General features: G+C 71.3%; 10 protein-coding genes and 2 pseudogenes. 2 read left to right on the plus strand and 10 right to left on the minus strand.

All coding sequences use genetic code 11. The annotated features are described in order from the left end of the window. The 4 genes from WEB03_RS14480 to WEB03_RS14495 form a co-directional block, all read right to left on the minus strand. Nucleotides 1–568, minus strand: a 568-nt coding sequence (locus WEB03_RS14480) for a branched-chain amino acid ABC transporter permease (protein WP_368071629.1), incomplete at its 3' end; no start/stop codon positions are given. Then, nucleotides 568–2,532, minus strand: a complete 1,965-nt coding sequence (locus WEB03_RS14485; RefSeq protein WP_368071630.1) for a long-chain fatty acid--CoA ligase — start codon at nt 2,530–2,532, stop codon at nt 568–570. The genes WEB03_RS14485 and WEB03_RS14480, both read right to left, overlap by 1 nt. Continuing rightward, nucleotides 2,529–3,389 (minus strand): ABC transporter ATP-binding protein, encoded by an 861-nt coding sequence (locus WEB03_RS14490; protein WP_368071638.1) that lies wholly within the window; start codon nt 3,387–3,389, stop codon nt 2,529–2,531. Before WEB03_RS14490 ends, WEB03_RS14485 begins: the two co-directional genes overlap by 4 nt. 49 nt (nt 3,390–3,438) lie before the next feature. Continuing rightward, entirely contained in the window at nt 3,439–4,224 is a 786-nt protein-coding gene (locus WEB03_RS14495; protein WP_368071631.1) for an ABC transporter ATP-binding protein, read from the minus strand. Between the two features lie 286 nt (nt 4,225–4,510). Here WEB03_RS14495 and WEB03_RS14500 point away from each other — a divergent pair, with 286 nt between their 5' ends. After that, nucleotides 4,511–5,749 carry a PucR family transcriptional regulator gene (locus WEB03_RS14500; protein WP_368071632.1) on the plus strand — a complete coding sequence of 413 codons (1,239 nt, stop codon included), beginning with the start codon at nt 4,511–4,513 and terminating at the stop codon, nt 5,747–5,749. Nucleotide 5,750: 1 nt separating this feature from the next. Here the strand turns inward: WEB03_RS14500 and manA are convergent, their stop codons facing one another. The 4 genes and pseudogenes from manA to WEB03_RS14520 form a co-directional block, all read right to left on the minus strand. Then, on the minus strand, nt 5,751–6,959 hold the full coding sequence (manA, locus tag WEB03_RS14505; protein ID WP_368071633.1) for a mannose-6-phosphate isomerase, class I: 1,209 nt from the start codon (nt 6,957–6,959) through the stop codon (nt 5,751–5,753). 35 nt (nt 6,960–6,994) lie between these two features. Next, on the minus strand, nt 6,995–8,122 hold the full coding sequence (locus tag WEB03_RS14510) for a M48 family metalloprotease (protein ID WP_368071634.1): 1,128 nt from the start codon (nt 8,120–8,122) through the stop codon (nt 6,995–6,997). A gap of 13 nt (nt 8,123–8,135) precedes the next feature. Further along, on the minus strand, nt 8,136–8,693 hold the full coding sequence (locus tag WEB03_RS14515; protein ID WP_368071635.1) for a LemA family protein: 558 nt from the start codon (nt 8,691–8,693) through the stop codon (nt 8,136–8,138). Nucleotides 8,694–8,787: 94 nt separating this feature from the next. Continuing rightward, a pseudogene (locus WEB03_RS14520) lies at nt 8,788–9,165 on the minus strand (GGDEF domain-containing protein); the annotation flags it as partial. Nucleotides 9,166–9,176: 11 nt separating this feature from the next. On the opposite strand from WEB03_RS14520, the gene WEB03_RS14525 reads away from it, so the two are divergent. Next, nucleotides 9,177–10,013, plus strand: coding sequence for an S-layer homology domain-containing protein (locus WEB03_RS14525; RefSeq protein ID WP_368071636.1), 837 nt, complete (start codon nt 9,177–9,179; stop codon nt 10,011–10,013). Nucleotides 10,014–10,075: 62 nt separating this feature from the next. Here WEB03_RS14525 and WEB03_RS14530 read toward each other — a convergent pair whose 3' ends face one another. Both WEB03_RS14530 and WEB03_RS14535 read right to left on the minus strand, forming a co-directional pair. After that, nucleotides 10,076–11,272 carry a glycosyltransferase gene (locus WEB03_RS14530; RefSeq protein ID WP_368071637.1) on the minus strand — a complete coding sequence of 399 codons (1,197 nt, stop codon included), beginning with the start codon at nt 11,270–11,272 and terminating at the stop codon, nt 10,076–10,078. Between the two features lie 179 nt (nt 11,273–11,451). Further along, nucleotides 11,452–11,603 (minus strand): annotated as a pseudogene (locus WEB03_RS14535) (GMP synthase); the annotation flags it as partial.

Raw genomic sequence — 11,603 nt, forward strand, 5'->3', positions numbered from 1 at the left:
GCCCGAACATCCGGCCGACGTTGACGCCCTGGGCGAGCGCGACCTCCTGGTCGAGCGAGGTCGCGCGCATCGCGAGGCCCACCCGCGAACGGTCGAGGAACAGCCCGACCGCGACGAAGGCGACGATGGTGATGACGATCTTCCAGGCGTCGGCCACGAAGACGTTGGTCCCGAACAACGAGAACGCGTCGCGGCCCCACGGGTCACCCATGAAGATGGGCTGGCGGATGAGGCGGCCAGCGAGCACCAACAGGGCGAAGAACAACCCGACGGTGACCATCGCCGCCGAGAACACCGGTTGGCCGACCATCGGGCGGAGGGCGACGCGTTCGACGAGCGCCGAGATGACGGCCATCGCGATCATCGCGGCGACGACGCCCACCCAGAACGGCATCCCGTAGCCGCGCACGAACAGCGAGGTGAAGTACGCGCCGAGCACCATCAACGTCGGTTGGGCGAAATTGACGACGTCGGTGGCCCGGTAGATGACCACGAACCCCACGGCCAACAGGGCGTAGACGCTGCCCTGTCCGAGCCCGCGGAAGATCGGGAAGATGAGCTCCTCCATCAGGCGGAGACCTCCTGGTCGCCACCGGCAGGGGCGTCATCGTCGGCGTGAGGGGGGGTGTGCACGGCGGTCTGGTCGCCGCCCGCGTGGTCGGTGCGGTTGCCGTACATATCGTCGACCAGCGGCGCGAAGGCATCGACGAGCGACGAGCGCTTGACCTTCTGCGTGGCGGTCAGCTCACCGTCCTCGTGGTCGAGCTCCTTGGGGATCATCCGGAACTTGCGGACGTTCTCGACCCGGGCGAACTTGTCGTTGGTCTCGCCGATCGCCTGCTGCACCAGCTTCAGCACCTCCTCGCGTTCGGAGAGGTCGCGGTAGGTGGTGTAGGCGATGCGCTTGCGCTGCGCCCAGTCGCCGACGGTGTCGAGCTCGATACCGATGAGGGCGGTCAGGTACGGCCGCTGGTCGCCGATGACGACCGCTTCCTTGATGTACGGCGACGCCTTGAGCGAGTTCTCGATCTCGGACGGGGAGATGTTCTTGCCGCCCGCCGTGATGATGATGTCCTTGATGCGATCGACGATCTTGACGTGCGTGCCGTCGATCCACTCCCCCACGTCGCCGGTGTGCAACCACCCGTCGGCGTCGATGGTCTCGGCGGTCTTGACCGGCTTGTTCCAGTAGCCGACGAAGGTGCCGTCGTGGCGGGTCAGGATCTCGCCGGTCTCCTCGTCGATCCTGAAGTCGATGCCCGGCTGCGGTTCACCGACGGTGCCGAGCTTGACCCGGCCCGGTCGGTTCACGGTGGCGACCGCGCAGTTCTCGGTCATCCCGTAGACCTCGTTGATGATCACGCCGATCCCGAAGAAGAACTTCAGGACCTCGGGGGCGATCGGTGCCGCGCCGGATCCGGCGGCCCGGACCTTGCGCAGACCGATGCGGTCGCGGAGGGCCCGGAAGACCAGGGGGTAGCCGAGGGCGTACAGCACGCGGCTGCGCACGGTGTGGTTGCCGTCGTTGGCGACCAGGTCGTCACCGATGGTGGTGGCCATCTTCATCACGAGCCCGAAGATCAGCCGCTTGAGCCGCGACGCCGACGCCATCTTGATCATCACGCCCGCGTACAGCTTCTCCCAGATGCGCGGGACGGCGAAGAACAGGGTCGGCTGGACCTCCTTGAGGTTGGCCTGCACGACCTCGATCGACTCCGCGAAGTGGGTCAGCACGCCGGCTTCGGCGTTGACCCACTCGGTGGCGGCACGCTCGGCGACGTGGCACAGCGGCAGGTACGACAGGGCGACGTCGTCCTCGGAGGCCGGCGGGTTGTAGAACCCGCCGTCGGTCACCAGCGTCGAGATCGCGAACTCGATGTTGCGCACCGTCAGCATCGCGCCCTTCGGCGGGCCGGTGGTCCCCGAGGTGTAGATCAGGGTGACGATGTCGTCCTCGGTCGCGGCCTGCGCGGACCGGTCGAGCAGCGACGGGTCGGTGTCCTGGTGCGCGCGACCGCGGTCGAGGAAGGTCTCCCAGCTCATCAGCTTCGGGTGGTCGTAGTCGCGCACACCGCGGGGTTCGAGGTAGACGATCCACTCGAGGTCGGGGCAGTCGGCTTCGACCTCGAGGGCCTTGTCGACCTGTTCCTGATCCTCGGCGATGAGCACCTTCGATCCGGAGTCCTGCAGCAGGTAGCGCACCTCGGTGGCGGGGTTGGTCGGGTACAGGCCCATCGTGATGGCGCGGATCGCGACCGTGCCGACGTCGGCGTACAGCCACTCCGGGCGGTTCTCGGCGTGGACGGCGACGCGGTCGCCGGCCTCGATACCGAGCGAGGCGAGCGCGTGCGCCGTCAGCGCCGTCTGGTCCCAGTACTCGGCCCAGGTGATGTCCTGCCAGATGCCGAGCCGCTTCTCGCGGAGGGCGACGCCGTCCGGCATCGTCTCGGCCCGACGTTTGATGCGCTGCGGCACGGTCGAGATCGCCCGCGACGAGGCGGGCGCGTCGGCGTGTTCGAGGGTGGCGCTCACGAGGGCACCTCCTGGTCCTGGTCGGCGGCGCCGACGACCTCGTGGTCCTCACCGAGGTAGGCGCGGATGACGTCCGGGTGGCGCTGGACCTCGGCCGGGGTGCCGAGCGCGATCGGCTTGCCGAAGTCGACGACGAGGATGCGGTCGGCGAGGTCCATGACCAGGCCCATGTCGTGCTCGACCATGATCATCGACAGCCCGAGCTCGGCGCGGATGTCGAGGATGAACCGGGCCATGTCCTCGGTCTCCTCGACGTTCATGCCGGCGACCGGCTCGTCGAGGAGGAGCAGCTTGGGTTCCATGCACAGGGCCCGGCCGAGCTCGACCCGCTTCTTGATGCCGTAGGGCAGCATCCCGACCGGGAACTTGCGGAACGCCTCGATCTCGAGGAAATCGATGACGTCCTCGACGATGCGCCGGTTCTCGAGCTCGATCCGCTTGGCCTTGCCGACGTAGAAGAACCCGGAGAACGCGCCGTACTCGAGGTGCAGGTGGCGGCCGAGCATCAGGTTGTCGAGCACCGTGAGGTTGTCGAACAGCTCGATGTTCTGGAACATGCGCGCGACGCCGGCCCTGGCGACGTCGTCGGGCTTGCGACCGAGCAGCGACTCGCCGAGGAAGTCGATGCGGCCCTCCTGGGGCCGGTAGACGCTCGAGATGCAGTTGAAGATCGAGGTCTTGCCGGCGCCGTTCGGACCGATGATGGCGAACAGTTCACCAGCGCGGACGTCGAAGCTGACCCCGTCGACCGCCTTGGTCCCGCCGAAGGCCAGCTTGAGGTCGTCGATGGCGAGCAGGGTCTGCCCGGCGGGCACGTCGACCGCGGTCGACGTGAGTGCGTCCGAGAGCGTGCGGATGGTCACGATGCGGATCCTCTCGGCGGGTTCAGCACCGCCAGCGGCAGGTTCAGGACAGCCAGCGCTTGCGGCGCTTGTAGTGCTTGACGTCGCGGAAGCTGGCTGAGCCCTCCTCGCGGAGGCCCAGGTAGAACTCCTTGACGTCGTCGTCCTCGCGGAGGGTGGCCGCCGCTTCGTCCATGACGATCTTGCCGGTCTCCATCACGTACCCGTGGGAGGCGATCGACAGCGCCATGTTGGCGTTCTGCTCGACGAGCAGGATGGAGGTGCCCTGCTCGTTGATCTGGACGATCAGGTCGCGGATCTGCTGGACGATCAGCGGCGCGAGCCCGAGCGAGGGCTCGTCGAGGAGCAGGTAGCGCGGTTCGGCCATGAGGGCGCGCCCGAAGGCCAGCATCTGCTGTTCACCGCCGGACAGGTAGCCGGCGACCTGCTTGCGACGCTCGGCGAGGCGCGGGAACAGCCCGTAGATGCGGTCGAGGTTGTCGTTGACGCGGCTGCGGTCGCCGGCGTGACCTCCGATGCGGAGGTTCTCGTCGACGGAGAACTCCTTGAAGACCCGCCGCCCCTCCATCACCTGCGAGATGCCGGTGGCGACCGTCCCCGGCGCGTCGAGCCCGTGGATGGGTACGCCGTCGAGGGTGATGGTCCCCTTGGTGATCTCGCCGCGGTGGATGTCGAGCAGGCCGGTGATGGCCCGCAGCACCGTGGTCTTGCCGGCGCCGTTGGCGCCGAGCAGCGCCACGATGGCCCCGTCGGGCACCTGGATGCTGATGCCCTTGAGCACGAGGATCACGTCCTCGTACACGACCTCGAGGTTCTGGATGGCGAGCACGCCGTCTCCCACGTTCCCGGACCACGCGCGAGCGCGGGCTCCGCACCAGGGGTCGGTGCGGGGCGCGCGCTCCCTTCGTGGTTCCCACGAATCTCACTCCCGAGTGCGGATGGGTACCCGCCGGTGACGCCGATGTCAACGACGGGCCTTCAGAGGGGTGTGGCGCGACGACGACCGACCTCGTAGCATCCCGCCCGATGGCCGGTGACCCTCGTGTGAACCACAGGGACAGCCGGCTCGGGCGGTGTTCGGGATCGCGTCGCCGCCGACGTTCGGGAGGACGGCCGTGAACCGAACCGAGGTGGGGGCGCACGCGGCGTCCGACGCCGGCGTGCCCGTCGACCTCGAGCAGCCGCCGGTGGACCCCTGGGGTGCGGTCACCGTCCCACGCGGGTGGCGTGAGATCGCGCGACTCGCCCGGCGGGTGGCGCGGGACACCGACCAGCTCGCGGAACACATCGTCCGCTGCATCGACGACGAGATCCCCGCCTACGCGCCGGGCACCATCCCGCAGGAGGACGTGCACGGTTCGGTGGTCCGCAGCATCGAGATGATCCTCGTCGGTGTCGCCGAGCACCGGGGACCCACCGGTACCGAACTGGCGATCCGGCGCGAGCTCGGGGTCCGACGCGCCCTGCAGGGTCTACCCGTCGACGCGTTGGCCGCGGCCGCCCAGATCGTGTACCGCGAGCTGTGGCTCGCGCTCGTGCGCGCGCTCCCCGACGGCGACGAGCGGGCGAAGGCGCAGCTGCTCGAGGCTGCGACGACGGTGTGGGCGTGGATCCACGACGTCTCCGAGGCGCTCACGACGGCCCACGCGCAGACCACCCGCCGGCTCGAGGCTCGGGTCGTCGGGGCCAGGCAACGCTTCGTCGAGCTGCTGGCGAGCGGGGAGCTGGACGGTCCGGAGGCCGGACACCTCAGCGACACGCTCGGCTTCGACCCCCTCGGACCGTTCCAGGTCACGGTGCTGCGCGGGGCGGCCGACGACCACGACGCGATCGAGGTGCAGCGACGGCTCGAGGACCTCGACGGGCAGCACGCCGCCGTGGCTCGTGGCCCGCTGGTGGTCGTGGTGTCCCAGAGCGGCGACACCTCGCGGGTGCTGGCCACCGCCCGCGAGGTGGTCCCGGGCGCGACGTCGGCCACGGGCCTGGGACGGTCCGGGCTCCGCGGCGCGCGCGCCAGCCTCGTCGACGCCGACCTCACCCTCGAGGTGACCGTCGACGGCGTGGACGCCACGTTCGACGAGGAGTGGCTGTGGGCGACGCTCAGCGGCTCGCGGGAACGGCTCGGCGCGCTGTTGGCCGACGGGGTCGAGGTCGCCCGCACCCACCCGCACCTGGCCGAAGCGGTCCGCGCCTTCGGTGAGCACGGGTTCTCGGTGTCCGAAGCCGGCCGGCGGCTGTCGCTGCACGCCAACACCGTCGGCTACCGGCTCGACCGGTGGGCCGAGCTGACCGGCTGGGACCCACGGACCTTCCCCGGTCTGGTCCGCTCGCTGGCAGCGATCCGCTCGCTCTGACTCAGCCGACGGTGGTGCGGAAGACCTGACCGCCGCCGGCGATGCGCAGGTCCGCACCGGCTGCGGCAGCCACGAACGCCGCACCGCCCGGTGGGACGGTGACCTCAGCCCGGTCGCCGGCGCGGACCGCCACCTCGCTGCCGACGGCGACCAGGACCTCGGGGCCGCCGCGGGCGCGGTCGAGAGCCACCTCGCCGGCGCCGTCGAGATCGACGCGTTCGAACCGGAAGAACGCCGTCGGTGCCGGCAGCACGGTGATCGGCCCGACCCGCTCGGGGGCGACGACCGGGGGCGGCAGGACGCGCGCGTCGACGGTCCGCAACAGCTCGTCGACGTCGACGTGCTTGACCGTCAACCCACCCCGGATCACGTTGTCCGAGCTGGCCATCACCTCGACACCCGCACCCTCGAGGTAGGCGTGCAGGTTGCCGCCGGGCAGGTGGAGCGCTTCGCCGGGGGCGAGATCGACGAGCCGGAGCAGCAGGGCGACGCGGACCCCGCCGTCGCCCGGGTAGCGGTCGAGCAGCCGCGTCAGCCAGCGCGCCTCGGCGGCGAAGTCGCCACCGCCGCCGGCGACGCGATCGGCCGCTGCGGCCAGGGCCGCATCGTCGTCCTCGGCCCACCCGTGGTCGTGGAGCGCGAGCTCGAGCAGGTCGGGGAACGCGTCCTCGCCGCCGTCGGCGAGCAGCGCGCGGGTCCCGGCGAGCGCCGAGACGTCGAGCTCGTCGAGCAGCGCGATGGTCGCACCGGGTTCCCGGAAGCCGCAGAGGGCGCTGACGGGGGTCAGGGCGTGCAACAGCTCGGGCTTCGACCACGCATCGCGGTACAGGCGGGTCGGTGCCGCGCGGTCGATCCCCGCAGTCTCCTCACGCGCGAACCCCTCCTCGGCCTGCTCCTGCGACGGGTGGGCCTGCAACGACAGCGGCTGGTCGGCGGCGAGCAGCTTGACCAGGAACGGCAGTCGACCCCCGAACCGGTCCGCCACCGCGTCGCCGAGCGTGCCGATCGGGTCGCGCTCGATCAGGTCGAGCAGCGAGGTCCCCGCTGGCAGCACCGTGGCGGGGGCCGATGGGTGGGCCCCGAACCAGAGCTCAGCCTCGGGGCCGGGTGACGGCGTCGGACGGCCCCGGAGCTCGGCCAGGAACGTCCGCGAGCCCCAGGCGTAGTCCCGCACGACGGGGTCGAGCAGGTGCAACGGCGAGGTGGGCACGCGTGGACGGCTCCGGCGGTGTGGTGAGGCGGACGCTACCGGCCACCGGGGGGCGGCCACGCGCCACCGGGCGGCGGCCACCCACCACCGGGGGGCGGCAGGTCGACGGGTGGCGTACCGGGTGGCGGCGCGTCGGGGCGGTCCATCCGCGCGTCCGGACGGGGAGGCAGGGGGGCGTCGGTCCGCACCGTCCCGGCGTTCAGCGACGCGAGCCGTTCGATGCGCTGCGCCATCGTCGGGTGCGTGGCGAACCGTCGCGCGAACTTGGCCTCCTGCCCGCGACCCCGGGTGTCGTTCGGTTCCTCGAACCACAGGTGGGCGGTGGCCGCCTCGAACCGCTTCAGCGAGGTCGGGTCCTGGTCGAGCCGCCGGAGCGCGTTGACCATCGACTGGGGGTCACGCAGCAGGTCGGCAGCCGTGGCGTCGGCGAGGTACTCGCGCTGGCGGGACACCGCGAAGCGGATGAGCTGGGCGGCGATCGGCGCCAGCACCACCGCCAGGAGGCCGACGACGAGGAAGATCAGCTGCGCGGCCCCGGCGTTGCTGTTGTTGCCCCCGCGCCGGCCGCCGCTGCGCCCGCCGACCCACAGCGCGCGGACCAGCACGTCGGCCAGCAGCGCCACGACGCCGGCGGTGGCCACCGCGACGGTGACGGCCTTGATGTCGTCGTTGAGGACGTGACCGATCTCGTGGGCGAGGACGGCACGCAGCTCGTAGCGGGGCAGACGTTCGAGCAGCCCGGTCGTGACCGCGATGTGGGAGTCCTCGAGCGACAGCCCGGTCGCGAAGGCGTTCGGGGCCGGATCGTCGACGACGTACAGCTTCGGCTTGGTCCCGAGGATCCCGGCCGACACGCACACCTCGTCGAACACGTTGTGCAGCTCGCGGTAGCGCTCACGGTCCGCGGGGCGGGCCTTCGACGCGCGCAGCGCGATGGCCGGTCCGGCCCGCATCGACAGGTAGCTCGCTCCGAGCCCGAAGCCGGTACCCGCCAGGACCACCAGGGGTCCGGTGACCGGGTCGACGGCGATCGGCGTGGCGAGGTAACCGACCAGGACCCACACCAGGAGCGCGACGAGCAGCGCGCCGAGCCCGAGCAGCACCCGCGTGGAACGGCGGTTCTCGCGCTGGAGCTGGTCGTAGAGGCCGCCGGCGGCGCTCACGTGACCTCCCGGGTCACTCGAACGAGACCTCAGGGGCGGCACGGACCTCGAGGGTCTCGACCTCGAAGTACTCACGACCCTCGAAGTTGAGCATCCCGGCGATCACCGACGAGGGGAACACCTGGCGCTGTTCGTCGTAGGCACGCACCGAGGCGTTGTAGTGCCCGCGCGACCCGGCGACCATGTTCTCGGTGTGGGCGAGCTCCTCCTGGAGCTGGCGGAAGTTCGCGTCGGCCTTCAGGTCGGGGTAGTTCTCGCTGATCGCCATCAGGCGCCCGAGGGCCTGGGTCAGCCCGTTCTCGGCCTCGGCCAGATCGGCGGGGCCGGTGGTCGAGATCGCGCGGGCGCGGGCGGCGGTGACCTGCTCGAAGGTCTCGCGTTCGTGGCTGGCGTAGCCCTTGACGGTCTCGACCAGGTTCGGGATGAGGTCGTGCCGGCGCTGGAGCTGGGTGTCGATCTGCGCCCAGGCCTCGTCGACGCGCACGCGAGCCCGCACGAGCCGGTTGTAGATCGCGACCACGAACACGACCAGCAGCAGGATGATGCCCAGGACAATCAGGGTGGTAACCACGGGTGTCTCCTCGGCGGGCGACGGGCCGGTTCCGGCCACCACGGACCCTACCGCGGGTCCCTCCGCGCGCGGGGCGAACCCGCGCCGCCTTGTCGTCGGACATCGCCCGGTCCGCCCGCTCCCAGGCGCCGGCGAGCCCACCGTCGAGCTCGTAGATCGCGACGCCGATCGAGCACGCCACCCCGGCATCGTCGAGCGCGCTGCGGAACCGCTCGACGAGCGCGTCGGTGCGGTCCGACGTGGTCCGGACGGCCAGCAGCCCGAACTCGTCGCCTCCGAGCCGGGCGAGGAAGTCGCTGTCGCGAGCGTGGTCCTGCAGGGTCCACGCGGCGGCGCGCAGCAGCTCGTCGCCGGCCGCGTGTCCCTCGAGGTCGTTGACGCGCTTGAGATCGTCGAGGTCGAACACGAGCACCGCCCCGGCGTCCCCGAAGCGTCGGTAGCGGGCTCCTCGAGCTCGAGGAAGCGGTCCCATCCCCGCCGGTCGTGGAGGCCCGTCAGGGCATCGGTCGACGCGAGCAGCTCGGCCCGGTCGAGCTCGCGGGCCATCGTGGTGCGTTCCACGTCGGCGTCGAGCACCATCGCCAAGAGCCCGGCGAGCACATCGAGCAGCGGACGCTGCCGCTCGAGTTCCTCGCCGTGGATCTCCGGGTCGATCCCGCACAAGGTCCCGAACAGCTCCCCGTCGCGAGGATCGCGGATCGGGATCCCGACGTTCTGATGGCACCGACCGTACAGGCGCCGCCCCGAGCGGTCCGCGCGCCCCGCGACGGCGGCGGCGGTGGACAGGTTTCGGTGCTCGAGGCGCACGTCATCCCGTTCCGCGACGTCCCGCTGTCGCACACCCACGCGCCGGCGATCGCCGCGTTGCTCGCCCGTGGGGACGTCCGCGGCTGCGCCACGACGGCGTTCTGCCCCGACCGGTCGGTGACCCGGGGCCAGTTCGCGACCCTGCTCACGCGTGTCGCAGGCTTGCCGGCCGGTGAGCCGACCCGCTTCCGTGACGTCGACGGCACGCACCGACCCGGCATCGAGGCGGTGACGTCCGCCGGCATCACCCGGGGGTGCTCGCAGACGCGCTACTGCCCCGTCGCGGACGTCTCGCGGGGGCAGCTCGCCACCTTCCTCCAGGAGGCGCTGCGGTTGCCGGACGCGCCCGCGCCCTTCACGGACGTGCCCGCCGGTTCGACGCACGCGGGGGCCATCGGGGCGCTGTCGGCGCGAGGGTTGGTGGTCGGTGACGCGGACGGCAGGTTCCGTCCGAACGACCCGGTCTCCCGCGGCCAGACCGCCACGATCCTGCACCGGGCCTACGCCCGCTGAGACACGCCGCCCGCAGATCGCTGGGACACGGTCACCGCGCTGCCACCCCGCACGGCAGGACCTCAGGTCGTGGTCATCGGCCCCAGCGGGCGGGGGTCCCGCAGCCGCCCGTCACGCTGCAGCTCGTCGAGGATCGCGACCCACCGGTCGGTGACCGCTGACACGGTGAACGCGGCGACCTCCTCGCGCGCCCGAGTGGCCAGACGACGACGGAGCCCGACGTCGTCCATCGCGCGCGCGAGCTGATCGGCGAGGGCACGGACATCACCGAGCGGCGTGGCGACCAACGCGTTGCGCTCGTGTTCGAGGAGCTCGCGCGGTCCGGTGGGCGTCGGGAAGCTGACGATCGCCACCCCGGCCGCCATCGCCTCGAGCAGCACCAGGCCGAAGGACTCGAACCGGGAGGTGAGCGTGAAGATCGACGCAGCAGCGAGCTCAGCGTCGACGTCCGGGATGGCGCCGACGAGCACGATCCGGTCCTCGAGTTCCGCCGCAGCGGCGCGCTCGGCGAGCGCTTCGTGGCGCGGCCCTTCACCGATGATCCGCACGGTCCAGCCGGGGTGGTCGTCGGCGATCAGCGCGAACGCATCGATGAGCAGGTGGAAGGCCTTGCCCGGTGCGAGGCGACCGACGGTGACGACCCGCTGTGCCCTCGGATCGGCCGGTTCGGGGGGCTGATCGGGGATGGCGTTCGGGACCACGACGATGGCCGGCCGGTCCCCGGGGAGGGCTCGGGCGTAGTCCGCCGCGTCGCTGCGCGTGAGGGAGGCGACGAGATCCAGACGGGGGAAGTGCCGCCGGACCGCCTTCCTGATCGCGCGCTCGTAGCGCTTCAGCTGGAGGTGTTCCTGAGCGATCGTCACCGTCGCTCGCGGTGCGAAGCGGGCGACCGCGAGGTTGATGCCCATGCGGGTCCCGATCACCACCCCGGGTGTCCGCGCGATCCGACCGCAGAGCAGCACGTCGGTCAGCCAGCTCGCCTGGTCGACCCGCCCGTCCCGGAACTGGGTGCTGAGGGTCGGCCGGCCGTCGAGAGCTCGCAGCAACCGAGTACGAGGTGAGCGGCCGAGCCCGAGCGTGTGTCGGTCGATCAGCAGCTCGACGTGGACACGCGGGTCGATCGCGAAGAAGGGCTCGGTCCGGTGGCTGTGGCAGATGACCGAGACGATCGTGACGTCGCGGCCGCGTGCGACGAGCGCGTCAGCCTGCCGGATCACGGTCCGGACCGTGCCCCCCGTGACGTAGAGGTTCCAGATCACGAAGGTGATCGGTGTTGGGCCACCGCGATCCCCGCGACCCCCGCGACCCCCGCGACCCCCGCGACCCCCGCGACCCCCGCGGCGCCGGACACGCGGACCGAGCAGCCGCGACAGGAGCTTCAGACCCGCCGTGAACACGACCTCGAGGGCGGCACGAACGGTCGGTGGCGACGGGACGTTCACTCCCACTCGATGGTGCCAGGTGGCTTGGAGGTGATGTCGACGACCACGCGGTTGACCTCCCGGACCTCGTTGGTGATCCGGGTCGAGATCCGCGCCAGCACGTCGTTCGGCACCCGGGTCCAGTCCGCGGTCATCGCGTCCTCCGAGG

It is taken from the genome of Nitriliruptor sp. (assembly GCF_040882075.1).
Classification (GTDB): Bacteria; Actinomycetota; Nitriliruptoria; order Nitriliruptorales; family Nitriliruptoraceae; genus Nitriliruptor.